This window comes from Gottfriedia sp. S16(2024), from assembly GCF_050473765.1.
Lineage (GTDB): Bacteria > Bacillota > Bacilli > Bacillales > Bacillaceae_G > Gottfriedia.
In genome coordinates this window covers 5,174,131-5,199,981 of the sequence record NZ_JBFLUO010000001.1, presented here as the reverse complement: position 1 = coordinate 5,199,981, position 25,851 = coordinate 5,174,131, and the positions used below count along the sequence as shown (strand labels likewise).

The 25,851-nt window shown below is 33.4% G+C and carries 26 protein-coding genes; 24 read left to right on the top strand and 2 right to left on the bottom strand.

What is annotated here, in order from left to right:
* Positions 1 to 51 precede the first annotated feature (51 nt).
* The 21 genes from AB1282_RS25090 to mtnN all read left to right on the top strand — a co-directional run bounded on the left by AB1282_RS25090 (position 52) and on the right by mtnN (position 21,938).
* Complete coding sequence (locus AB1282_RS25090; RefSeq protein ID WP_429900984.1) at positions 52 to 1,197, top strand: cysteine desulfurase family protein; 1,146 nt, start codon at positions 52 to 54, stop codon at positions 1,195 to 1,197.
* A gap of 28 nt (positions 1,198 to 1,225) precedes the next feature.
* A complete protein-coding gene (gene mnmA / locus AB1282_RS25085) occupies positions 1,226 to 2,344 on the top strand; it encodes a tRNA 2-thiouridine(34) synthase MnmA (protein WP_429900982.1) in 1,119 nt (372 codons plus the stop codon).
* Positions 2,345 to 2,551: 207 nt separating this feature from the next.
* A complete protein-coding gene (locus tag AB1282_RS25080; protein ID WP_429900980.1) occupies positions 2,552 to 3,211 on the top strand; it encodes a tetratricopeptide repeat protein in 660 nt (219 codons plus the stop codon).
* A gap of 33 nt (positions 3,212 to 3,244) precedes the next feature.
* A complete protein-coding gene (recD2, locus tag AB1282_RS25075) occupies positions 3,245 to 5,602 on the top strand; it encodes an SF1B family DNA helicase RecD2 (protein ID WP_056472697.1) in 2,358 nt (785 codons plus the stop codon).
* A 112-nt stretch (positions 5,603 to 5,714) separates the two neighbouring features.
* Positions 5,715 to 5,903: a hypothetical protein gene (locus tag AB1282_RS25070; RefSeq protein WP_056472699.1), complete on the top strand. Its 189-nt coding sequence runs from the start codon at positions 5,715 to 5,717 to the stop codon at positions 5,901 to 5,903.
* 13 nt (positions 5,904 to 5,916) lie between these two features.
* Positions 5,917 to 6,051, top strand: coding sequence for a DUF3918 family protein (locus tag AB1282_RS25065; RefSeq protein WP_082459514.1), 135 nt, complete (start codon positions 5,917 to 5,919; stop codon positions 6,049 to 6,051).
* A gap of 729 nt (positions 6,052 to 6,780) precedes the next feature.
* A complete protein-coding gene (locus AB1282_RS25060) occupies positions 6,781 to 7,329 on the top strand; it encodes a GNAT family N-acetyltransferase (protein ID WP_429901228.1) in 549 nt (182 codons plus the stop codon).
* 40 nt (positions 7,330 to 7,369) lie between these two features.
* Positions 7,370 to 8,437, top strand: a complete 1,068-nt coding sequence (locus tag AB1282_RS25055) for an AI-2E family transporter (RefSeq protein WP_056472702.1) — start codon at positions 7,370 to 7,372, stop codon at positions 8,435 to 8,437.
* A 355-nt stretch (positions 8,438 to 8,792) separates the two neighbouring features.
* Positions 8,793 to 11,444 carry an alanine--tRNA ligase gene (gene alaS, locus AB1282_RS25050; RefSeq protein WP_429900977.1) on the top strand — a complete coding sequence of 884 codons (2,652 nt, stop codon included), beginning with the start codon at positions 8,793 to 8,795 and terminating at the stop codon, positions 11,442 to 11,444.
* A 114-nt stretch (positions 11,445 to 11,558) separates the two neighbouring features.
* Positions 11,559 to 11,825: an IreB family regulatory phosphoprotein gene (locus AB1282_RS25045; RefSeq protein ID WP_056472706.1), complete on the top strand. Its 267-nt coding sequence runs from the start codon at positions 11,559 to 11,561 to the stop codon at positions 11,823 to 11,825.
* Between the two features lie 3 nt (positions 11,826 to 11,828).
* Positions 11,829 to 12,245 (top strand): Holliday junction resolvase RuvX, encoded by a 417-nt coding sequence (gene ruvX, locus AB1282_RS25040; RefSeq protein WP_056472707.1) that lies wholly within the window; start codon positions 11,829 to 11,831, stop codon positions 12,243 to 12,245.
* 123 nt (positions 12,246 to 12,368) lie between these two features.
* Positions 12,369 to 12,659, top strand: coding sequence for a DUF1292 domain-containing protein (locus AB1282_RS25035; RefSeq protein WP_056472710.1), 291 nt, complete (start codon positions 12,369 to 12,371; stop codon positions 12,657 to 12,659).
* 122 nt (positions 12,660 to 12,781) lie between these two features.
* Positions 12,782 to 13,876 (top strand): endolytic transglycosylase MltG, encoded by a 1,095-nt coding sequence (gene mltG, locus AB1282_RS25030; RefSeq protein WP_286131715.1) that lies wholly within the window; start codon positions 12,782 to 12,784, stop codon positions 13,874 to 13,876.
* A gap of 365 nt (positions 13,877 to 14,241) precedes the next feature.
* Entirely contained in the window at positions 14,242 to 14,901 is a 660-nt protein-coding gene (locus tag AB1282_RS25025; protein ID WP_390309950.1) for an O-methyltransferase, read from the top strand.
* Positions 14,894 to 15,826 carry a peptidase U32 family protein gene (locus AB1282_RS25020; protein ID WP_056472717.1) on the top strand — a complete coding sequence of 311 codons (933 nt, stop codon included), beginning with the start codon at positions 14,894 to 14,896 and terminating at the stop codon, positions 15,824 to 15,826. The genes AB1282_RS25025 and AB1282_RS25020 overlap by 8 nt, the downstream gene beginning before the upstream one ends.
* A gap of 113 nt (positions 15,827 to 15,939) precedes the next feature.
* On the top strand, positions 15,940 to 17,217 hold the full coding sequence (locus AB1282_RS25015; protein WP_056472719.1) for a peptidase U32 family protein: 1,278 nt from the start codon (positions 15,940 to 15,942) through the stop codon (positions 17,215 to 17,217).
* Between the two features lie 20 nt (positions 17,218 to 17,237).
* Positions 17,238 to 17,873, top strand: a complete 636-nt coding sequence (gene udk, locus AB1282_RS25010) for a uridine kinase (RefSeq protein WP_056472723.1) — start codon at positions 17,238 to 17,240, stop codon at positions 17,871 to 17,873.
* 211 nt (positions 17,874 to 18,084) lie between these two features.
* On the top strand, positions 18,085 to 18,561 hold the full coding sequence (gene greA, locus AB1282_RS25005) for a transcription elongation factor GreA (protein WP_056472726.1): 477 nt from the start codon (positions 18,085 to 18,087) through the stop codon (positions 18,559 to 18,561).
* Positions 18,562 to 18,634: 73 nt separating this feature from the next.
* A complete protein-coding gene (locus tag AB1282_RS25000) occupies positions 18,635 to 20,395 on the top strand; it encodes a peptidoglycan D,D-transpeptidase FtsI family protein (protein ID WP_429900974.1) in 1,761 nt (586 codons plus the stop codon).
* Positions 20,396 to 20,462: 67 nt separating this feature from the next.
* Positions 20,463 to 21,059, top strand: a complete 597-nt coding sequence (locus tag AB1282_RS24995) for a YrrS family protein (RefSeq protein WP_429900972.1) — start codon at positions 20,463 to 20,465, stop codon at positions 21,057 to 21,059.
* 186 nt (positions 21,060 to 21,245) lie between these two features.
* Positions 21,246 to 21,938: a 5'-methylthioadenosine/S-adenosylhomocysteine nucleosidase gene (gene mtnN / locus AB1282_RS24990; RefSeq protein WP_056472738.1), complete on the top strand. Its 693-nt coding sequence runs from the start codon at positions 21,246 to 21,248 to the stop codon at positions 21,936 to 21,938.
* A 184-nt stretch (positions 21,939 to 22,122) separates the two neighbouring features.
* Here mtnN and AB1282_RS24985 read toward each other — a convergent pair whose 3' ends face one another.
* On the bottom strand, positions 22,123 to 22,872 hold the full coding sequence (locus tag AB1282_RS24985) for an SDR family oxidoreductase (protein ID WP_429900970.1): 750 nt from the start codon (positions 22,870 to 22,872) through the stop codon (positions 22,123 to 22,125).
* A gap of 126 nt (positions 22,873 to 22,998) precedes the next feature.
* A complete protein-coding gene (locus tag AB1282_RS24980; protein WP_056472744.1) occupies positions 22,999 to 23,634 on the bottom strand; it encodes an FMN-dependent NADH-azoreductase in 636 nt (211 codons plus the stop codon).
* 182 nt (positions 23,635 to 23,816) lie between these two features.
* Between AB1282_RS24980 and AB1282_RS24975 the strand changes: the two genes are divergently transcribed.
* From AB1282_RS24975 to AB1282_RS24965, 3 genes are all read left to right on the top strand, one after another.
* Positions 23,817 to 23,948: a hypothetical protein gene (locus AB1282_RS24975; RefSeq protein WP_429900968.1), complete on the top strand. Its 132-nt coding sequence runs from the start codon at positions 23,817 to 23,819 to the stop codon at positions 23,946 to 23,948.
* A gap of 167 nt (positions 23,949 to 24,115) precedes the next feature.
* Positions 24,116 to 24,835, top strand: a complete 720-nt coding sequence (locus tag AB1282_RS24970; protein WP_056472747.1) for an ABC transporter ATP-binding protein — start codon at positions 24,116 to 24,118, stop codon at positions 24,833 to 24,835.
* Positions 24,832 to 25,848: an ABC transporter permease gene (locus tag AB1282_RS24965; protein WP_429900966.1), complete on the top strand. Its 1,017-nt coding sequence runs from the start codon at positions 24,832 to 24,834 to the stop codon at positions 25,846 to 25,848. The genes AB1282_RS24970 and AB1282_RS24965 overlap by 4 nt, the downstream gene beginning before the upstream one ends.
* The last annotated feature ends 3 nt before the right edge of the window (positions 25,849 to 25,851 follow it).

Genomic DNA, 25,851 nt, shown 5'->3' with positions numbered 1-25,851 from the left:
TAGTGCGTTCAAAGATAGTTGAACGCTTCATAAAGAAAGGGTTTAATAAAAATGGAACGTATTTATGTAGATCATGCTGCGACTTCTCCGATGCATCCAGAAGTTATCGAAAAGATGGTTGTAGAAATGCAAGAGACTTTTGGGAATCCATCTAGTATTCATTCATTTGGCCGACAAGCTCGCCAAAAGATTGATACTGCACGCATGATTTGTGCTAATAGTATAGGAGCAAAAGTTAACGAAATTATTTTTACAAGCGGTGGAACGGAAAGTGATAATCTTGCTGTTCGAGGCGCTGCTTATGCGAATCAAAAATATGGTAAGCACATTATTACCTCTAGCATTGAGCATCATGCTATATTACATACATGCCAGGCTCTTGAAAAGGAAGGCTTTGAGGTTACGTATTTACCTGTTGATCATACAGGGTGTGTGAATGTAGAGGATGTAAAAGCTACACTGCGTGAAGATACGATTTTAGTATCAATTATGATGGTTAATAATGAAATCGGAACAGTTCAACCAATTAAAGAAATTGGTGAACTTCTTAGTGACCATAAAGCTCATTTCCATACAGATGCAGTACAAGCTTACGGCTTAATTCCAATTAATGTTGAAGAACTTGGTGTCGACTTTTTATCCATATCCTCACATAAAATTAATGGACCTAAAGGTGTAGGTTTTCTTTATGTAAGTGAAAATGCAATTTTTACACAATTGCAATACGGTGGACAGCAAGAGCGTAAACGTCGTGCAGGTACAGAAAATGTTCCTGGTATTGTTGGATTAGCAAAAGCGGTAGAAGTTATTCACATTGAAAGAGATGACCGTGTAAAAAGTTATTTGCGTTTCCATGAAATCTTATTGAATGTTCTAAAAGAAAATGGCATTCGTTTTGAAAAAAATGGAAATGAATCGTTTTTTGCACCACATGTGTTAAACTTATCATTTGAAGATATTTCAATTGAATCATTTTTGGTAAACCTTGATTTATCAGGCATAGCAGCTTCGAGCGGGTCTGCTTGTACGGCTGGTAGTATAGATCCATCACATGTTTTAGTTGAAATGTTTGGAATAGACTCACCTAAAATACGTTCTTCGGTTCGATTCAGCTTTGGTTATGGAAATACAGACGAACAAATCCGTATACTTGGAGAACGTGTATCTTCAATTGTAAAGCGATTAGTTAAAATATAAATTTTAAAAATGCGAGGGGATATCATTTATGAATAAAAAAGATCCAAAAGACACTCGCGTAGTAGTAGGAATGTCAGGTGGTGTAGATTCATCTGTAACAGCATATTTATTGAAACAACAAGGATATGATGTCATCGGTATTTTTATGAAAAACTGGGATGACACAGATGAATTTGGCGTATGTACAGCAACCGAAGATTATGAAGATGTAATTGCAGTTTGTAATCAAATAGGAATTCCGTATTATGCAGTGAATTTTGAAAAGCAATATTGGGATAAAGTATTTACCTATTTTTTAGATGAGTATAAAAAAGGTAGAACACCAAACCCAGACGTTATGTGTAACAAAGAAATTAAGTTTAAAGCATTTCTTGAACATGCCATGGAGCTTGGAGCAGATTATGTAGCGACAGGTCATTATGCTGGAGTTGAGTTTCGTGACGGAGAATATAAAATGTTACGAGGAATTGATAGCAATAAAGACCAAACTTATTTCCTAAATCAACTTGGCCAAGAACAACTATCGAAAGTTATGTTTCCACTTGGAGGCTATTTAAAGCCAGAAATTCGTAAAATTGCTGAAGAGGCGGATTTAGCAACAGCTAAGAAAAAAGACAGTACTGGAATTTGCTTCATAGGTGAACGTAACTTTAAAGAATTTCTAAGTAATTATTTACCTGCACAACCTGGTGAAATGAGAACAATGAACGGGGAAGTTAAAGGTAAACATGATGGACTTATGTATTATACAATTGGTCAACGTCATGGACTTGGAATCGGTGGAAATGGAGATCCATGGTTCGTTGTAGGAAAAGACTTAAAAAATAATGTTTTATTAGTTGAACAAGGTTTTCATAATGAATTACTTTATAGTAATGAAGTACTTGCTTCTGATATTAGTTGGACATCAGATAAACCAAAAGAAGGTTCATTTACATGTACAGCTAAATTCCGTTATCGTTCTGAAGATAACGAAGTAACAGTTCACATTTTAGATGATAACTCAGTAAGAATTCTTTGCCACGAAAAAATTCGTGCAATCACTCCAGGGCAAGCCGTTGTATTTTACGACGGAACAGACTGCCTAGGTGGAGGTACAATTGATCGCGCATTTATCGATGGTAATGAATTAACTTATTTAAGATAAATCTATTTACCCCAATCGTAATGGTTGGGGTTGTTTTTTTGAATGAAAATACTTAATTTACCGTTAGAATTTTAAAGAAACGTTCCTTTGAAATGTATACTATGGTGTGATAGTGTTAAATAGATATAGTAAGTTTCTTAAACTGATTAGTATAGAAAATGGATTCTATCCAAAATAATTGAAAGAAAATACATAGAGGTGTCATATATGAATAATTTTGAACGTGGTGTAGCAGCCCTGCAAGAGGGTAACTTAGAGGATGCAGCTAATTTTTTAACGAAAGAAATTGAAGAAAACCCTACTAATTCATTAGCGTATGTTAATTTTGGTCAGCTTTTACTATCGATGGGAGATGTAGAACGAGCTTGTCGTTTTTTTGAAAAAGCTTTAGAAATTGATCCGGAATTGGCAGCAGCGCATTATGCAGTTGGAACAGTGTATTTTGAAGATGGAAAGTATGAATTAGCTAAAAAGCATTTTCAACATTGTGTGAAACTTGGCATGAACGATAGTGATGTTCATTTTATGATTGGATTATGCTGCGTTAATAATGGAGAAGATCGTTTTGCACTTCCATTTTTTCAACGAGCGATTGAGTTAGATGATCAAGATGTAGACGCATTATTCCAATATGGCCTTAATTTAGCTAAATTAGAAATGTTAGATGAAGCAAAAATTAGTTTAGAAAAGGTTTTACAATTAGATGAACTGCATGCTGATGCACATTATAATCTAGGCATTATTGCAATGTTTAATGATCAAGTTACAACTGCGAAAGAGCATTTTAATAAAGCGATTGAAAGTCAAGATGACCATATGCTTGCTATGCATGCTTTAAAAGTAATTGAAAATAAAGACGAGGAATGAAGCTAGTTTAGTGTAAGACGGGGAGGTGGAGAAATGCAAACCCAAAGTGAAATGGAATTGTTTGTTGATGAGACACCATATATTAAAGGGCATATCACAACAATCATCTTTTATAATGCAGAAAACTTTTATACTGTTGCAAAGGTAAAAGTCGTTGATACAAACTTATCAAATTGTGAACAGGAAATGACCATTACTGGGAATATTCCAAGGATGAATGAAGATGAAACATATACATTTAAGGGGATTGTAAAAGACCATCCGAGATATGGTAAACAATTTCAAATTTCATCATTTGAAAAAGAGCTTCCATCTACTAAAAAAGGTGTTATTCAATATTTATCATCAGATTTGTTTAAAGGAATTGGAAAGAAAACAGCTGAGAAAATCGTTGACCATTTAGGTGAAGGTGCAATTAATAAAATTTTAGATAATGCTGATAGCTTAGAAGGTGTTCCCGGTCTGGCAAAATCCAAAGGTAAAGAAATTTATGAAACAATTCTATCTCATCAAGGTCTTGAAAAAGTAATCAGCTTTTTAAGTAGCTATGGCATTGGAACGGGTCTGTCGATTAAAATTTATAAGACTTATAATGAATCAACTCTTGATGTTATCCGAACGAATCCATTTAAGTTAATTGAAGATGTAGATGGGATTGGGTTTGGAAGAGCAGATGAAATTGGTCGAGCAATCGGTATTACAGGAAATCATCCAGATCGGATACGTGCTGGTTGTATTTATATTTTAGAGCATTTATCGATGCAAGAAGGACATGTTTATATAACGCAAGATCAGTTTATTGATGAAACTAGACAATTATTAATGAAACAGGATAAAGAACTTGTCGAAGCAGTCGACATTTCTCGGGAAATGAAACGATTAGTAGCAGACGGAAAGCTGGTTATGGAAGATGAGAGAATCTATCTAGCTGCTCTTTATTATGCTGAAAAAGGCATTGTCAATGCAATCCAAAAATTATTAAGCAGTGCTCCAGATTTAGGAGAAATGACTGATACTAGATTTGCAAAAGAGTTAGAAGACCTCGAATCAAAAATGAATGTAAAATATGCCCCTTCACAAGCGCAAGCAATCAAAAAGGCTATGGAGTCAGCTATGATGGTCCTTACAGGTGGACCAGGGACAGGTAAAACGACAGTTATTAAAGGAATCGTTAATCTATTTTCAACAATCCATGATTTATCATTAGATCAGCATTCTTATCCGAAAGATGATCCATTCCCTTATTTGCTTGCAGCACCTACAGGTAGAGCGGCAAAACGAATGAGTGAAGCAACTGGATTACCGGCAGTAACAATCCATCGTTTACTCGGTTGGACAAGAGAAGGGGAATTTAGCCATCATGAGGAAAATCCTTTAAATGGAAAATTACTAATCATTGATGAGTTTTCAATGGTTGATGTTTGGCTAGGGAATCAATTATTAAAAAGCATTCCAGAAGGCTGCCAAGTCATTTTTGTAGGGGATGAGGATCAATTACCTTCTGTTGGTCCAGGTCAAGTCTTAAAGGATTTATTAAACTCTGGTACAGTTCCAACGGTACGATTAAAAGACATTTACCGTCAATCAGAAGATTCATCGATTATTACGCTTGCACATTATATAAAAGATGGAACAATTTCCGGGGATTTATTTGAACAAAGAAAAGATCGTTCATTCATTGGGTGTTCAAGTCAACAAGTTGTTGAAGTTGTCAAAAAAGTGTGTGAGAACGCCAATAAAAAAGGTTTTCCTGTAAGAGATATCCAAGTATTAGCACCGATGTATCGTGGTCCAGCGGGAATTGATGCCCTAAATGAAGGACTACAAGAAGTGTTTAACCCTAAAAAAGAAAAACAACGTGAAATGAATTTTGGGGATACAACTTTCCGTACAGGTGATAAAGTTCTCCAACTTGTAAACGTTCCTGAAAACAATGTTTTTAATGGAGATATGGGGGAAATTGTAAACATTTTTTTCGCCAAAGAGAATGTAGAACAACAAGATATTATTATCGTTTCATTTGATGGAAATGAAGTGACCTATACTAGACCAGACTTTTCTCAATTAACTCTTGCCTATTGTTGTTCAATTCATAAGTCGCAAGGTAGTGAATTTGATATTATTGTGCTTCCGATTGTCAAAAGTTATTATCGAATGCTTCGAAGAAATTTAATTTACACTGCAGTGACTAGAAGTAAGAAGTTTTTAATCATGTGCGGTGAACAAGATGCATTTATTCAGGGCATTGGAAGAACAGATGATGGTCAAAGGCAAACTACTCTTTGTATGAAACTAAAAGGGATTGAAAATGGTGAAGTACAACTAAACGAGGATTTACCATTTCAGCTTTCAGATGAATTACCAAATCTTTCACCTTATGATTTCATGTAATTGACTAAGAATATATAGTGCAAGACGATTCCTGTACTAACGTATATTTTTATGAAAATTTGGTCACAATGCTTAGAAACATTGCCTTTTTTAGGCTAAGGGAGCGAGCGTTGTGAATTGTCCAAATTGTCATAGTAAAGACTTAGGGAAAATAGGTGTAAATCAATATTATTGTTGGGGATGTTATATTGAACTAACAATTAATAAAGGCATTATTTATACCCACCAAGTTGAAGAAGATGGTACGTTAAGTTCGTTGGATGATTTATTTGACGAAGAGGATCGAAAACTTAGTATGTAGGAGTGGGTAATTGATGGCTAGAAAAAGCTCTTTATTAGGTTTAGGTTTAGGTGCAGGTGCACTTGCGATGAAGTTAATGTACGATAATAAATGGCTTACTTCAAAGAACATGAAACGTATGAGAAAGTCATTGAAAAAAATGCTTTAATTTTTTAAAGCACATGTCTTTAGGGCATGTGCTTTTTTATTGTCAAAAAAGAGTTAGACAATTAATTACTAAACAACCTTGTCAACTAAATAACCAAATTTTCGTAAAGGAGTTTAGTGAGATTGATTTCCACTGCGGGATGCTCGCTTTCCATGGGGCGAGACCTAAGCCTCCTCGTCACGTGCGTTCCTGTGGGGTCTCAGGCTTCCCGCATATCCCATAGGAGTCGAGCACCCCTCCGTTCCAATCAATTTATTCATCAAAAAATGGTTACACTAAAAACCTATTTTAAAATCCTTTACTTAGAGTAGCATACAGCATGGTAATCAGTTTGAAGGTCCAGTTTGTAGGTCAATTAAGATCGAACTTCAACGTATTATAATAATCATTTTAAAATGTTTTTCTAAAAATAAGCTCTTAAATATTTTTAACTTCTCAAGACTAAACAATTACTTAGTTTGTTAATTTTATAAAGCCGTTCAAAGATATTAATATCATTATAGGATAAAAAAATAATTATCATATCAATAAGATGCACTTAATTTACGCTTGAATATTTTATATTTTATCACTCTGACATATCTATAAAGGACATGTGCTAAGTTTTTTCAATGTATTTCATCCAATCCTAATCTTACATTACTCAATTATTTATAATTTTCCATTGAGAAAATGATCATCTTCTTTTATCATTTATAAAAACATGGAAAAGAGATGGTAAATGTGGGAATGGGAGTTAGGCTTGTTAAAAATGATTTGAAGTATGCAGAGCAGGTTTTTAAGTTATCGTCAGATCCAGGTGTGAAAGATGTATTGGGAATAAAAGTAGATAATATTGATGATACAATTGGATTTATTAGTTATATTGTTCAGCAGGAATTAAAAGGTAAGGTAATAAATCGGATAATATTGAACGAACAAGATGAAGTAGTCGGTATAACAACTTTAAAGCACATTGACCGAGGAGATGGGATTTGTCATATCGGTACTTGGATAGGTGTTCCATTTTGGGGGCAAGGGTATAATGAAGCTTCCAAAATTGAAATTTTAAAAATTGCTTTTAAAGAGTTGAAAATGGATTATGTTTTTGCTGGTGCAAAAGAGTCGAATACTAGATCAAGGCGGGCACAAGAGAAGTTATCTTATATGACAATTGGAGTAGAGAATGAATTTCCAAAAGAACTAACAATCGTTGAACAAGAAGCAAAAACGAAATGTGTATTGAATGTTGTGAAGAGAGAAGACTTCGCAAAATTTTTAACAAGTCACATAATTTAATTGAAATTCTCCATACTATTATCAGTATGGAGGTTTTTTTATGGACGGTTTAAAGTTAAAGTGGATATATCGATTATGTTTAATTTTGCTCATTGGATTAGTTGGAATAGTTTTTTATTATTTAAAACCAGTTTATTTACATATTGTAATTGGTGTTTTAAAATCGATGGTTCCATTTTTGATTGGGTTAATAATTGCCTATTTGTTACATCCAGCAATTGAATATATTCATAAAAAAGGGATTAAACGAGTTTTTGCGATTTTATTGATTTATTTATTATTTTTTGGAGGGTGTGTACTAGGGCTTTATTTACTACTCCCAATTTTTAAACAACAGTGGCAAGATATTTTAAGAGCTTTTCCTAAAGTTATGGCATTATATGATAATTTTTTATCAAAAATCGATCGAAAAACTTCGAGGATGCCAATTTTTCTTCATAATCGGATTGATTTAATGATTAATGGCGCTGAAAGATCAGGATTATCATTATTGAATAAATCTGGTGAATGGATGAAGCAATTAGTAAATAATATGATTTCACTCTTTATCATTCCGTTTATCGTTTTTTACTTTTTAAAAGATTATAAGGTCTTATCGAATATGTTTTGGAAAATTATCCCTTACAAATGGCGATATGAAGCAAAAGGTTTAGCAAAAGAACTTAATAATACATTTGGAAAATATATTCGTGGTCAAATATTAGTTTGTTTTTTACTGTTTGTACTAGCAACAATATTTCTTTGGATTGTTCGAATGAAATATGCTCTAGTATTAGGAGTGGTCATAGGTATTACAGATATCATTCCGTATTTCGGACCGGTTATTGGAGCTGTACCAACTCTGTTTTTAGCCGCTTCAGGAGGGACAAGTTTATTAATTAGAGTAGGTATTACATTAATTATTTTACAATTGATCGAAGGTAACGTCCTTTCTCCGCTCATAATTGGAAAATCAATTCATACTCATCCGGTTATTATTATGTTTTCATTATTAGTTGCAGGTGAAATAGCTGGTTTTATAGGTTTGTTAGTTGCTGTACCGGTATTAGTGGTCATCATTTCTGTTATTCGCTATTACAGTAATAGAAAAGAGCGTCTCTCAACTTGACTTTCATTTTTGACAATGATACTATTTTTTCATACAATTTATATTTGCAAAATTTTGAAGGAAAAAGTATGTCACTAAACCATTTAAGCTTATGCAAAAGAGAGAAGTTTCCTAGGCTGAAAGAAACTTTAATGAAGGGTGACAGAAAAGCTACTCCTGAATGCAGCTAATCACTGACGCGTCAGACCACGTTACGGTCTCTTGAGGTGATGAATAGACTTCGAGGCATTTGCCTAAGCAACAAGCTTTCTGTTCATAATCAGGGTGGTATCGCGAGTACATCTCGTCCCTGTTTTAGGGACGGGATTTTTTTGTTTTTATAACATTATAAATTTACTAAATGGAGGTTAATATAATGAAAAAGCTAACTGCTGCTCAAATTCGCCAAATGTACTTAGACTTCTTTAAAGAAAAAGGTCACTCTATTGAGCCAAGTGCATCTTTAGTACCAGTAGAAGATCCAACTTTATTATGGATTAATAGTGGTGTAGCGACATTAAAAAAATATTTTGATGGTCGAGTAATTCCAGAGAATCCAAGAATAACAAATTCACAAAAATCAATTCGAACAAATGATATTGAGAATGTTGGGAAAACAGCTCGTCACCATACATTTTTTGAAATGTTAGGTAATTTCTCAATCGGAGATTATTTCCGTGAAGAAGCTGTAACATGGGGTTGGGAGCTTTTAACTTCATCTGAATGGTTTGGTTTTGAAAAAGAAAAATTATTCGTTACAGTCTATCCTGAGGATAAAGTAACGTATGATTTATGGATTAAATTAGGATTAGATCCTGAGCATATTATCCTTTTAGAAGGTAACTTCTGGGAAATTGGTGAAGGACCATGTGGACCATGTACAGAGATTTTCTATGATCGTGGAACAAAATATGATCCAGAAAACATTGGAATTAAATTATTAAAAGAGGATTTAGAAAATGATCGATATTTAGAAATTTGGAATATTGTATTCTCTCAATTTAATTCAAAAGATGGTTTAGACCGTAAAGAATACCCTGAATTACCAAGCAAAAACATTGATACTGGTATGGGCTTAGAACGTATGGCAAGTGTACTACAAGAAGTAGACACAAATTTTGACACTGATTTGTTTATGCCAATTATTAATGTTGTTGAAACAATTTCGGGTCAAAAATATCGAAATGGACAATTAGATCAAGATACTGCTTTTAAAGTAATTGCTGACCATATCCGTACGGTATCATTTGCTGTTGCAGATGGCGCTCTTCCTTCAAATGAAGGTCGCGGATATGTATTACGTCGTTTAATCCGTCGTGCTGTTCGTTTTGCTAAAAAATTAGGTATTGAACGTCCATTTATGTTTGAACTTGTTCCAGTTGTTGCAGAAATTATGGAAAGCTACTATCCAAATGTGAAAGAAAAAGTACCGTTTATTCAAAAGGTAATTAAAAATGAGGAAGAACGTTTCCATGAAACATTACATGAAGGATTATCACTTCTTACAAATGTAATGAAGGATGCAAAAGCTAAAGGCAGTACTGTAATTAAAGGCGAAGATGTTTTCCGTCTTTATGACACATACGGTTTCCCAATTGAATTAACAGAAGAGTATGCAGAAGAAGAAGGATTAACAGTTGATCATGACGGTTTCGAAGTTGAAATGGAGAAACAACGTGAGCGTGCTCGTTCTGCAAGACAAGATGTTGACTCAATGCAAGTACAAAGTGAGGCACTTCGTGAAATCAAGGAAACTTCAGTTTTTGTAGGTTATAGCGAAGGTTCGGTTGAATCTACAGTTCTTGTTCTAGTACAAGACGGAGAAAAAGTTGAAGATGTAGCAAATGGAGAAGAAGCTCATTTAATTCTTGATGTAACTCCTTTCTACGCTGAAAGTGGCGGTCAAATTGCAGACCGTGGAACTTTAACTGCTCCTGGTTTAAAAGTAGAAGTACTTGATGTTCAAAAAGCTCCAAACGGACAAAATTTACATCGCGTAAGGGTTGTTGAAGGTGCTTTATCAGTTGGTGCTAAAGTTGATTCAACAATTAATAAAGCTAACCGTTCAAGTATTGTAAAGAACCACACAGCTACTCACTTATTACACCAAGCATTAAAGGATGTACTTGGAACTCATGTAAATCAAGCTGGTTCATTAGTAAACCAAGAACGCTTACGTTTTGACTTCTCGCATTTCGGTCAAGTAACGTCTGAAGAGCTTGAAACAATTGAAAAAATTGTGAATGAAAAAATTTGGGAAAGCATCCCAGTTCAAATTTCTGAAAAAGCAATTGCTGAAGCAAAAGCAATGGGAGCAATGGCATTATTCGGTGAAAAATATGGGGATGTAGTACGAGTAGTACAAGTTGGAGATTATAGTCTTGAGCTATGTGGTGGATGTCATGTTGATAACACAGCATCGATCGGTACATTTAAAATAATTTCTGAGTCAGGAATTGGAGCTGGTACGCGACGTATTGAAGCAGTAACTGGCAAATCAGCTTACGAATATATGCAAGAACAAATTGGCCAACTAAAAGAGGCAGCTGGTCTATTAAAATCAAATACGAAAGACGTTGTTGCTCGTATTGAAACTTTACAATCAGATTTAAAACAAGTTCAAAAAGAAAATGAATCACTTTCTTCAAAATTAAGCAATATTGAAGCAGGAAATATTAGTAATAACGTAAAAGAAGTAAATGGAGTAAAATTTGTAGCTGCTAAAGTAAATGGAGCAGATATGAATAGTCTCCGCACAATGGTTGATGACCTTAAAAATAAAATTGGTTCTGTTGTTGTATTACTTGGTTCTGCTAATGAAGGTAAAGTAAACTTAATTGCTGGTGTTACAAAAGATTTAGTAAGTCAAGGATATCATGCAGGAAATCTAATAAAAGAAGCTGCTTCAATTTGTGGCGGAGGAGGCGGAGGCCGTCCTGATATGGCTCAAGCTGGCGGTAAAGATCCTTCGAAATTAGACGAAGCTGTTGCTTTTGTTGAAAAATGGATGAACACGATTTCAAAATAATATAAAAATCGTGTACAATAACAGATATAAAATTTTTTAGCTGATTCGTAACTGCGTAATAAAAATGGTACAATGTAATTAGCTAAAAATATACGGATAAGTGGGGTGCTTTGTATGGATTCATTTGATAAAACGATGAAGTTTAGTTTGCAAGATGAAGGTCAAGATATACGAGTTAATGAAGTTTTGTTAAAGGTTCATGACGCGTTACAAGAAAAAGGCTATAATCCAATCAATCAAATAGTAGGATACTTATTATCAGGTGATCCTGCATACATTCCTCGTCACAATGACGCAAGAAGTATGATGAAAAAACTAGAACGTGATGAAATCATTGAGGAATTAGTTAAATCTTACTTACAACAACATCGTGGAGAATAATTAATGAGAGCACTTGGGCTAGATGTAGGTACTAAAACAATTGGTGTAGCTGTAAGTGATGCTCTTGGTTGGACGGCTCAAGGTATTGAGACAGTCAAAATTGATGAAGAACGTCAGAAATTTGGACTAGACCGACTAAAAGAAATCATCGACAGCTACGAAATCGAAAAAGTAGTGGTAGGTTTACCTAAAAATATGAACGGAAGTATTGGAGAACGCGGTGAAGCATGTACGCGTTTTGGAAAAATGATTGAAGAAGAATTCAATCTTCCGGTTATACTATGGGATGAAAGACTTTCAACAATGGCAGCCGAACGATTTCTAATCTCTGCTGACGTAAGTCGCAAGAAAAGAAAACAAGTAATCGATAAAATGGCAGCAGTAGTTATTTTACAAAACTACTTAGATAGTATAAAGTGATAAAGAAGAATGGAGATTGGCCGACAACAATGGTATTTGCAGAAATAACTTTTTGTGCGGCCCCTCCACCTCTTCACTTTTATACTAATACATAAAAGGATTAAAATAATAGAGGTGATATAAATGGAACACGGTGAAGACAGACAAATTACAATCATCGATGAGGAAGGTAATGAGATTCTTTGTAATATTATCATGACTTTTGAATCAGATGATTATGGTAAATCATACGTAATTTATAGTCCAGTTGGACAAGAGTTTGATGAAGATGGAGACCCAATCTACCATGCATCTAGCTTCATTCCTGCAGAAGATGGTGAAGATGGAGAGTTATATCCAATCGAATCTGACGAAGAGTGGGAAATGGTTGAAGAAGTATTAAACACTTTCTTTGACGAAGAAGAAGGAGAATAATATCTCTGGATTTAAAAATGCTAATCGCTTTTAAAAGTGTTTAGCATTTTTTTTATGTAGAAAATTGCCGATTTAGTACATATTTGTAGTATACTATAACGTGGAAAAGGAGGTAGATAAGTTTGTCATTTAACGATTTTGATAAAAATGGATACAAGAATACAAATAAAAAAAGCAGGATTATGCTTATTTTTACATATTTAATTATTGCTTGTATTGTCGTAGTTGGAGCGGGTTTTGCAACTTATAAACATATGTTAAAACCAGTTAATTCAGCAAATAAACAAATTAAATTGGTATCAATTCCTCAAGGAAGCTCTGTTGATAATATTGCAGCAATATTAAAAAAGAAAAACTTAATAAAAAATACTTCAATTTTTAAACTATATGTGAAGTTGCATAACAACGCTAGTCTAAAATCAGGGAATTATCATTTTAGCGAAAATCAAGGAGTTGCAACGATTATTAATCACTTACAGGTAGGTGGTAAATATCAAGTTGCTGTAAAGGATTTAATGATTCCTGAAGGTTCTCAATTAAGCGAAATCGCAGCGATTATTGCAAAAGGTTTTAAATTAGATCAAGCAGCTGTACTAAAACAGTTGAATGATAAAACATTTATTCAGGGACTACAAAAAAAGTTTCCGCAATTAATAACGAATGATGTTTTTAAACCAGGAATTCGCTATCCATTAGAAGGGTACTTATATCCTTCAACTTATATGTATGGGGATTATACTCCAAGTTTAGAGGAAATAATTACACCAATGTTAAATGAAACAGTGAAAACATTAGACCTATATAAAACAGAAATGAGTAGCCAAAAGCTTACTCCTCATCAGACATTAACAATGGCCTCATTAATTGAGCAAGAAGCCACTGGTACAACAGATCGAAAGTTAATTTCAAGTGTGTTTTATAACCGACTAAAAATAGGAATGCCATTACAAACGGATCCGACAGTTTTGTATGCACTGGGTAAACATAAAGAACGCGTATTATATAAAGATTTAGAAGTTAAATCTCCTTATAATACTTACTATGTTAAAGGGTTACCAGTAGGACCAATCGCAAGTGCTGGCGTTGATAGTATAGAAGCTGCTCTAAAGCCTGCTAAATCAGATTATCTATATTTCCTTGCTGATAAAACAGGTAAAGTAATCTTTACAAAGTCGTTAGCAGAACACAATACTGAAAAAGAAAAGCATATAAAATAAAAAGTTGGAAATACTTGTATAATATAGTAAAATCGTCGATTGACAAGCCTTTTTTGCAGAGCCAGAGACGTAGTTGCACTTATACTTGATTCCTAAATTGGCAACAACGTCGATTACTCTATCTTGCTGCCAATTTATTACTTTTTTTAAAGTGAAAATATTAAATTCCTCAGTAGTATAAATAGTCTACTGAGGAATTTTGTAAATTAAAAAATAGTGAAAGCGTTGTAACTATTCTTGGTACTAGCCAAGGGTCTTTTTTTTATGTTAGAATATTACGGGTCTAAAAAAATTCAGATACAAAGAAATTTTACTTACACCTTGTTTTTGACAAGGTTGTATTTCTATTGGAGGCTTTATAAGCAATGAATGACGTTTTAGTTCGTCAATACTTGGCGAATTTTTATAAACATAGAGAACCTTTTATAGAAGAAATGGAAACTTATGCATTTGAGCATCATGTGCCGATAATGGATAAAGCAGGTATGGAATTTATGCTTGGTTTACTTTATTTAATACAGCCAACTTCCATTCTTGAAATTGGCAGTGCAATAGGCTATTCAAGTATTCGAATGGCAAAAGAGTTTCCAAATGTGAAGATTGTTACAATGGAGCGAAATGCAGAGAGAATTCGAAAAGCAAAAGAGTTTATTGAGCGAAGTGATTACAGCAATCGAATTCTACTTTTAGAAGGTGATGCTTTACTTTTAAAAGAAAAGTTGCCTGTAAACAGACAATTTGATGTTATTTTTATCGACGCAGCTAAAGCTCAGTATAAACGATTTTTTGAATTATATGAGCCTTTGTTATCAGACAGAGGTGTTATCATTTCAGATAATGTTTTATTTAAAGGCCAAGTTGCTGAAAGTGCGGATCTTGTTGATGATCGACGCAAGAAAGCTTTAATAAAAAAGATTCAAAATTACAATGAATGGCTAATGAATCACCCTAAGTATGATTCGACAATTATACCAATTGGTGATGGAGTTGCTATTAGTAAGAAAAGGGGAGTTAATAATGATTAAGCCTGAATTATTAGTTACGCCAACTAACCTAAATGATATAGATAAATTAGCTGATGCTGGTGCAGACGCTTTTGTTATTGGTGAACAACGTTTCGGATTACGCTTAGCGGGTGAATTTAATCGTGAAGCTGTAAAAGAAGCAGTAGAAATTGCACATAAAAAAAATGTAAAAGTATATGTAGCGATGAATGGCGTCTACCATAATGAAATTCTTGATGAAATTGAAGATTATATTGCTTTTTTAAGAGATGCAAATGTGGATGCAATTGTATTCGGAGATCCTGCAGTTCTTATGTCTGTACGTGCGATTGCACCTAATATGCAATTACATTGGAACACAGAAACAACGGCAACAAACTGGTTTACATGTAATTACTGGGGAAAACGTGGATCTAAACGTGCGGTATTAGCTAGAGAGTTAAGCTTTGAAGCTGTCGCTGAAATTAAAGAAAATGCTAAAGTAGAAATCGAAGTACAAGTACATGGGATGACTGCTATGTTCCAATCAAAACGTTCACTTGTCGGTAACTATTTTGAATACCAAGGAAAGAATTTAGAGATCGTTCAACAAAAGAAATATGAAGAAAATATGTTCCTAGTTGACCACGAACGTAATAATAAATATCCAATTTTTGAAGATCAAAATGGAACTCATATTATGAGTCCAAATGATATTTGTATTGTTAACGAGTTAGAAGAATTAGTTGATGCAGGTATTGATTCATTCAAAATTGACGGAGTCTTAAAATCTTCAGAGTATATCATTGAAGTAACAAAACTATACAGACAAGCTATTGATCTATGTGTAGAAGATCGTGAAGCTTACGAAGATATTAAAGACGAACTTTTCGACAAAATCGAAGCAATCCAACCTGTAAATAGACCACTTGACACAGGATTCTTCTTTAAAGAAACGGTGTATTAATAGAAGCAAGATTAAATCATGGATATTTTAGGACAGCCAAGGAATTCTAGTGCAGGAAAAGCCGTATTTTAGAGCCTTGGACCTTAGTCCTGTATTAAAGAGGAGGATTAATAATGGCAATTGGACAATTAGATAAAATAGTTGATGGCAAACGTGTAATCGTGAAGAAACCTGAACTATTAGCACCGGCTGGTAATTTAGAAAAATTAAAAATTGCAGTAAGATACGGCGCAGATGCTGTATTTATCGGCGGTAGAGAGTTTGGTTTACGTTCGAATGCAGATAACTTCTCTATAGAAGAAATGGCTGAAGGGGTAGCATTTGCAAACAAATTTAATGCGAAAATTTATGTAACAACAAATATATTTGCTCATAACGAAAACATGGACGGATTAGTTGAATATTTACAAGGAATTGAAGCTGCAGGAGTAACGGGTATTATTGTAGCTGACCCATATATTATTGAAACATGTAAAGAGGCTGCTCCTAAATTAGAGGTGCATTTAAGTACACAACAATCTTTATCAAATTATCGTGCTGCACAATACTGGAAAGAAGAAGGATTACATCGATTAGTATTAGCACGTGAAACGAGCTATGAAGAAATAAAAGAAATCAAAGAAAAAGTAGATGTTGAAATTGAAACATTTATTCATGGAGCAATGTGTATTGCTTATTCTGGCCGTTGTACTTTAAGTAATCATATGACTGCACGTGATTCAAACCGTGGTGGATGTTGTCAATCATGTCGTTGGGATTACGATTTAGTTCAAACTGAGTCACAAAATCCTGATGCTTCAGAAAATGCTTTATTTGCTGAAGAAGATGCTCCATTTGCAATGAGCCCTAAAGATTTAAACTTATTACGTTCAATTCCTAAATTTATTGAAATGGGTGTAGATAGTTTAAAAATTGAAGGACGTATGAAATCAATCCATTACGTAGCTACTGTTGTATCTGTTTATCGTAAATTAATTGATGCATATTGTGCTGACCCAGAAAACTTTGAATTTAAAGAAGAATGGGTTGAAGAACTAGATAAATGTGCTAATCGTGACACTGCTTCTTCATTCTTTGAAGGACTTCCAGGAATGAAAGAGCAAATGTATGGAAATCATAGCAAAAAAACAACGTATGATTTTGCAGGTCTTGTATTAGACTATGATGATGAAACCGGTATCGCAACAATCCAACAACGTAACTACTTCAAACCAGGTGACCAAATTGAATTCTTTGGACCTGAAATGGACAACTTCAAACAAACAGTTGGTGTAATTGTTAATGAAGAAGGAACAGAAGTAGACGCTGCAAGACATCCATTAGAAATCGTAAAAATTAAAGTGGATCAAAAAGTTTATCCTTACAACATGATGAGAAAAAAGTTAGTTTGATAAGAAAGAGGGATTGAAGTATGGGGAATAAGCCCATTGTAATTGGAATTGCTGGAGGGACTGGCTCTGGTAAAACTTCTGTAACAAAAGCAATCTATGATCAATTTAAAGGTCATTCAATTTTAATGATTCAGCAAGATTCTTATTATAGAGATCAAACGCATTTACCAATGGAAGAAAGATTGAAAACAAATTATGACCATCCATTAGCATTTGATAATGATTTGTTTATTGAGCATATAAAAGATTTATTGCAATACAAAGCAATTGAAAAACCTGTATATGACTATACAATTCATACAAGATCTTCAGAAACAATCCCTGTAGAGCCAAAAGAAGTTATTATTTTAGAAGGTATTCTAGTATTAGAAGACGAGCGTTTACGTGATTTAATGGATATAAAGATATTTGTAGATACAGATGCTGACTTACGAATCCTTCGTAGAATACAACGAGATATAAAAGAACGTGGAAGAACAGTTGATTCTGTAGTAGATCAATATGTGAATGTTGTACGCCCTATGCATAATCAATTCTGTGAACCATCTAAGAAATTCGCAGATATTATCATACCAGAAGGTGGTCAGAACTTTGTGGCTATCGATTTAATGGCTACAAAAATTCAGACTATACTTGAAAGAGTAAGTGTATTATAATACGTTCATATGAGAGAATAATTCCTAAAAATAATTTTGGAAAGATGGAGAAGCACTCACTTCTTCATCTTTCTATATAAAAGAATGCGTTTTCATAAGTTGAATGTTTCATTAATTATTCTCATACACTGTTTGTACAACTACATTGTATAAACAGATATTTAGAAGTTCTACATAAAAGAAACGGTGGATACTAAAAGGAGTGTACAAAATGGCTAACGAAAAAAAATTCCCTATGACTTTAGCTGGGAAACAAAAATTAGAACAAGAATTAGAAAATTTAAAAACAGTAAAGCGTGCTGAAGTAGTAGAGCGTATTAAAATTGCTCGTAGCTTTGGTGACCTTTCAGAGAACTCTGAATACGATGCTGCAAAAGATGAGCAAGCATTTGTTGAAGGTCGTATTACAACTTTAGAAAATATGATCCGTAATGCTGAAATTATTACAGAAAATAATGATGCATCAGATACAGTAACTTTAGGTAAATCTGTAACTTTCTTAGAATTACCAGCTGGTGACGAAGAAACTTACACAATTGTAGGTAGTGCTGAGGCTGATCCATTTGAAGGTAAAATTTCAAATGATTCTCCAATCGCAAAAAGCTTATTAGGCAAAACTGTTGGTGAGGAAGTGACAGTTAATACTCCAGGTGGAGATATGCAAGTAAGAATCCTTGCTGTTAAATAATTTGATTTGTTTAACAATTTAATTGTTTGAAAAAAGAACACCCCGTCTACACTGTAGATGAGGTGTTTTTTATATGCATAGACGGATAAAAGCCATATTAATTATATTTTCATTACTATTTTCTTTAATCGCATACAGATGTTTAGATATTAGTGTACTTCATCAAAAGAATTTTGGCCCACAAAAGGTAAATTTAATTGAACGAAGTGTTGCTCAAAGAACATTTCAGTTTCGGATTGATAATGGACGTGGAAAAATACTAGACCGAAATGGAAAATTATTAAGTGCAGCTTACACTCCAAAAGTTATTTTATTTCCATTTTTAAAAACAATCGATTGGCCAATTGATAAATTATCGTCGATTACAGGAGTACCGGTTGCAAAAATTAAAGATCAGTTTAATGGTAAAAAAGAACCTTTTACATTAGAAGGAATGACAAAAACATTAACATCTGAACAAATTGATCAAATAAATAATTTTCATGTTTCTGGATTAATTTCCATGCTGTCTCAAGACAAAGATGATAAACAATTGGCAGAACACCTAATTGGAATAGCTAGGGAAAATAAAGAACAATATGAAAAACAGTATGAAAGTGATCGAAATTATAAGCCTAAAGAATTTGGGGTAATTGGTTTAGAAGCTCAGTTTGAAGATTTCTTAAAATCTGATGGCACATCTAATTTAATGCTTCACGTGGATAATTTAGGTAAACCGATGTTTGGAAATGAAGTCAAATATGCAAAACCTAGTAATCCATTTTATCCTGTTTCCCTTTCTACTACACTAGATAAAGATTTACAACAAATTTTAGAACAAGCTGTTGACCAAGCTAAACTTCAAAAAGGTGCTGCAGTGTTAATTGACGTAAAGACGAACAATTTATTAGCTATGGTTAGTCGACCAACTATGAATTTCCAAAATTTATTTTCTTCAAATGATAATACTGCGACTAATTATGCATTATTAGCTAGTACACCCGGTTCCGTCTTTAAAACAGTTGTAGCGGCTGCTGCAATAGATCAAGGTATTGTGAAAGAAAATCAAATGTATAATTGCAATAATAATCTAGTCGGTAAATACGAAGATGAAGAGAAAAAGCGAAAAGGTAATTTAACTTTTCAACAAAGTTTCTATGAAAGTTGTAATTACACATTTGGCCAATTAGGTAAGCAATTAACTTTAAAAAATAAAGATATGTTTCAAGCCTATGCCAAAAAGCTAGGTTTAGATGGTCCAGTAGGATGGACAGGATCTGTCTATCATGAATCTAGTTTTAGTCAATTTCAAAATGAAGGGAAACCAACATATTTTGTAGGAAACTCTTTAAGTGATAAGCTCTTAAATACATCCATTGGACAACAGGATGTGAAAGTATCCCCTTTAGCTGTAGCTAATATGATGGCTACCATTGCGCGAGGTGGAAGCCCAAAACAAGTAAAAGTAGTAGATTCTGTAGTATATAAAAATGGTACAGAAATGTTTAAATTCCCAGAACAGACATTAGCTGATGATTATCTAGCTCCAGATTCAATGCAAAAATTAAGAGAGTTACTACGAGGTGTAGTTACGGATGCGAAAGGAACGGGAAATCGATATACTAGTTTGCCTTACACTTTAGCAGGGAAAAGTGGTACAGCGGAAACAAAAGTAGTAGATGGTAAAATAGTCGAACAAAACAAATGGTTTGCAGGTTATTTTCCATATGATAAGCCAAGGTATGCATTCGCAGTTGTTAGTTTAAATGTTCCAAACGAAGTTACATCTACTTCTGACACTGTTACAAGTTTAATAAAATCTATATATAACTTTGATAAAAACCACACAAAATAGCTATTTTTAATTAATTAACTCTATGTTAAAATAGGGAAAAATTAGTTGTTTTTGGAGGATTTTGTCAATGTCTTCAATTGAACCAAACAAAAGGGTCCAAAAATTAAGACGAGTACGAAGAGGAAATTATTTTTTCCGAATACTACTTATTCCACTTCTTTTTGGAATCATCTATTTAGGGATAAAAATAACTTTACCAATCATCAACCAACAAAAGATAGAGCCTAATACTGCAAAAGCTCAGATTACTACGATTGCTCAAGAACCAAAGCAAATGACAGATATACCGAATCCTTATCAAGCGAAATATCGAGAAAAAGTAAATGAGATTATTAAAGATTCAATAAATGATGAAAATATTATAGAATCGACTGTAAAAGAATGGACACCTAATAAAACAAGACAAGTTGAGCCACATAAAGTTCATTATAGTCATATGTCTCAGGACTTTTATGAAATGGAAGAAGCAGTATCAAATGCGATTTCTTTAACAAAAGAAGATTATTCAATTTGGCATATTAGTCAAGGATACGATCAGCAAAGTATAAATGTATACGTTGCCACAAACGACTTAAGCTATAAATATGTAATTTACTTACATTGGGTTGTAAAAGAAGGCTGGCTCCCTATTTTGGTACAAGAAGTAAAAGAGTTAAAGTATTAAAAGCTATAAAGTTTGAGTCTCTATGGGATCAAACGATAAGGTTACGCCACATGGAAAGCGAACGCCTTTTTAGGAAACTTTTAAAATTTAAAGTGTTTTTTGTTGTACGCATTCTTAAAGATGAATGATATGTCTCTATATGGTAAAATGATTAAAGTTTGAAAGAGAAAGTAGGGAATTTAAAGAATGAAATTAGCTATTATTGGAGCAATGGAAGAAGAAGTACATGTATTACGTGATAAATTAGACAACTTGAGAAAAGAAGAAGTTGCAGGCTCAGAATATAATATAGGTACATACGAAGGTAAAGAAGTAATTTTATTAAAGTCTGGAATTGGTAAAGTTAATGCCGCAATGGCAACAGCAATTCTTTTAGAAAAATATCAGCCAGATGTTGTTATTAACACAGGATCTGCAGGCGGACTTCATACTGACTTAAATGTAGGAGACGTTGTGATTTCAACTGAAGTGCGTCATCATGATGTAGACGTTACCGCGTTCAATTATGAATATGGTCAAGTTCCAGGTATGCCAGCTGCATTCCCTTCTGATGACAAATTAAAGTCTATCGCTAAAAAATGCGCTGAAAAAATTAATGGTATCCAAGTTGTTGAAGGATTAATCGTAACTGGTGATTCATTTATGAATGATCCAGTACGAGTAGACTTTGTAAAAGAGAAATTTGGTGATCTATATGCTGTAGAGATGGAAGCAGCTGCAATCGCTCAAGTTTGTTATGCTTTTAAAGTACCATTTGTTGTAACACGAGCGTTGTCAGATATTGCAGGTAAAGAATCAAATATTTCATTTGATCAATTCCTTCATACGGCAGCTGTTAATTCAACATTAATGGTTGAGGAAATGATTAAAGCGTTATAAATCTTTTAAGTAAAGATGCCTTATAGGCATCTTTCTTTAGAAAATCTATTTTGTAATGTAGAAAAATAGAGTGTGAAATTAAAATAAAAAATGTATGGTAGCTATTGCTCCATACATTTTTTTACTTTGTTATTGAAGTCTAAACTTAAAAATAGGGATTTAAACTAAAGCAGGTATTAATATCTTATTTTTCTTTAAGCCAATCTTTAAAATGTGTTGGGGCAGTATGCAGAGTTTCTTCTAGAGTAGGAACTAACGAAAACTCGCCAAGTTTTGCACCAAAGTATAGATTTTTTTCGTCTGCTTCAATTTTACGTATATCACTTTTACTTTCTAAGTAAGCCTTTACGTAATCAGCAAATTTCTTTCGATCTGGTCCGGCTAAATTAACAATACCGTTTACTGGTGTACTTAGTGCAAAGTCGACTATGCCTTCTGCAGCATCTTCAGAGGATATTGCCTGATTATACGAATCAGGTAAACGAATAGTGTCTCCATCGGTAAATAAATCTGTAAGAGTCAGAATAAAATCAAAGAATTGTGTTGTACGAACAATCGTGTAAGGGATACTGAAATCTTTTATTAATTCTTCTTGAGCCATTTTACCACGGAAGTATGCACTCTCAAGAAGACCATCCGTACCTACAATTGATAAATGAACATGATGTTTTACGTTGGTAATTTTCTCAGCAGCAAGAATATTTCGAGTAGAAGTTTCAAAAAAGTCCAATACGACGTTGTCTTCATAGGAAGGGGAATTAGTTACATCAATTACAACATCAGTGCCCATAAGTACTTCAACAAGTCCTTCACCAGTAATTGTATTAACCCCTAAGGAAGGTGATGCTACAATAATTTCATGTTCTGTCTCACGAAGTTTGCTAACTATTTTAGTTCCAATAAATCCAGTACCACCAACTACTACAATTTTCATTTATGTTAACCTCACTAATTATGAATTTAATTATTTAATTTGATTATTTAGTATGCCGTTTTTGCTCATTGATACCATTTTTAAAATGACATATCCTTAATAGTTCTTAAGTCTAAATTTTTTCAATTATTTTATAAAACGCATTGCAGCATCTTCAGCTTCCTTATATGCATTAGCCAATATTTCTTCTCTTTTTAACAAAGCTGTGCCTTGTGCTCTTATTATTTGATAGTCTTCAACACCTAAGAAATTAAACATGGATTTTAAATACTTATGAGCGTACTCAACCTCTGTATACCAATCATCATTTGTATAAATTGCACCACTGGCTTGAATGACTAATAATTTTCGATCATCATAAAGTAACCCTACTGAACCGTCTTCTGTATACTTAAAAGTCTCACGCGCAATTAGAATATTATCCATATAATCTTTTAATTTAGATGGAATATTGAAATTATGAAGTGGGAAGGCGATTACATACTGCTTTATCTCTTTAAATTGCTTTAATATCTCATTCATTCTTTCTATTTTACGAGCTTCATCTGAGTTAAGTTGAATACCTTCACTTAATTTTCCCCAGGCAGATAAAACGTTTGAATCTACATTAGGTATAAATTCGTTATACAAGTTAATTTGCTCAATCTTTGCAGAAGGGTCCTTACTTTTAAGTGTGTTCTTAAAATGATTTAATACATTTACACTATATACCTCTTCAGAATTGAAATTTGGATGTGCATTTATTACAAGTATTCTATTCATTAATTATGTCTCCTCGTGTAGTATTGAATAATCGGCGACAAATGTAATCGGCGATTGACCACATCAGTAATATAACCCTTGTTTTTGAAAATGTCAATGATATTTGTGAAGTTATACACAAATAATAAATACTTCTAAAATATTGTTTATACATTTTATTTTTTGTAATGGAGGCGTTTTGGGTGCAATATAGTGTAGAGGTGGAATATTGTCTTCATTGCCTTGTTTATGTAATTGATATAACACCAAGTTCGAGTATTACGATTAAAGAACTTTCCGAGTTTCAAGGTGCAGATATATTGGTGCTATTATAAAACCAAGCGGATAACCAGCCCTAGCAGCCTTTTTTTATAGTATGATTGAGTGAGTACTCACTTTTTATTGACTGATCGTAAAGGATGAACTAAGATGAAAGTATAGAGTGAGTACTCACTCATTTTGAATAATATAGATTGTAAATATACTTGAACGGAGGATTACGATGAGCGATGTAGTTCAAATCCAGAAAGTCGATCGTTTATTTGGAAAAAGAGCTGTGCTAAAAAATATTTCAATGAACATCCGAGAAGGTGAAATTTTTGGGATTTTAGGCCCATCAGGTTCTGGGAAAACAACTTTAATAAAATTAGTAGCTGGAATTGATAAAAGTTCAAAAGGCGAGGTACTAGTTTACAACAAAAAAATGCCTAATTTTTCTGTCCTTCCGTCTATAGGTTACATGGGGCAATCTGACGCATTATATAGCGATTTAACAGGAACTGATAATTTAAATTTCTTCGGTGCTCTATATAATTTAAAAGGCAAAGAACTTAAGTCGAGAATTCAAGAAGTAGCTCAAATCGTTGGTTTAGAGGATTCATTAAACAAACAAGTTAATCAATACTCTGGAGGAATGAAAAAACGACTTTCTCTTGCCATTTCAATCCTCCATAAACCTACATTACTAATCCTTGATGAACCAACAGTTGGAATTGATCCAGTACTAAGAAAGCAAATTTGGAATCAATTTTTTGAGATGAAAAAGCAAGGTACTACAATCATCATTACAACCCATATCATGGAAGAAGCTGAAAAATGTGAACGGATCGGATTAATTAGAGAAGGAGAATTAATTGCTTTAGATACTACTGAAAATTTAATCTCGCAATCAAAAACAGGTAAAATCGAAGACCTATATTTTAATACTGAGGTGAGCTCATGAGAGTCTTTGCAATTTCTAAACGAATAATAAAACAATTTTTAAAAGATAGAAGATCTCTTGCAATGATTTTTGTTGCTCCTATCGTATTATTGTTTTTATTTTCGTATATCTTAAAACAGGATGATACGAAACCAACTTTAGCCCTTGTAGATGCACCTCCAGCATTTGAGCAAATTGTGAAAGATTATGCGAAAGTAAAGAATGTAAATCCTTCAGACATAGAAGATAAGTTAAAAAGCATGGATCTTGATGGTGCTGTTTTGTTTAGAGCAGGGAAAATAGTTGTACAAATTGAAGGGACTGATAAGGCAAGAACAACTGCAGTAATGGATGCTATTCAATCAGCAGTTAAAGAAAACACACCTTCGAATTTTAAAATTGTAATGGACCCAATTTATGGTAGTAAAAATATGGAATCATTTGATTCAATTGGACCAATTTTTATTGGGTTTTTCTCATTCTTATTTGTATTTATCTTATCTGGTATTTCTTTTGTAAGGGAAAGATTAACAACAACTCTTGAAAGATTACTTGTTACGCCAGTCAAAAGATGGGAAATAGTAGTAGGTTATATTTTAGGCTTTGGGTTTTTTGCTTTAATTCAATCGATCATTATAACAGTCTTTTCAATCAGTGTGTTAGATATGTATAATGTAGGAAGTGCATGGGAAGTCTGCGTAGTTAATATTTTATTATCTCTAACTGCTCTAACACTTGGAATGCTGTTATCTGCCTATGCAAATAATGAATTCCAAGTTGTGCAATTTATTCCAGTTATTGCAGTCCCTCAAATTCTTTTTTCAGGTATTTTCTCAACAGCGTTTTTACCAAATTGGTTCAAATTTATTGGGGGTATTTTACCACTGACATATGGAGCAGAAGCGCTTAGAGGTATTATGATAAAAGGACAGTCGCTTTCAGATGTTGTAATTCAATTACTGATCCTACTTGGATTTTCAATCGTATTTATTTCTTTAAATATAGTTGCTTTAAAGAAACAGCGTTCAATTTAAGGA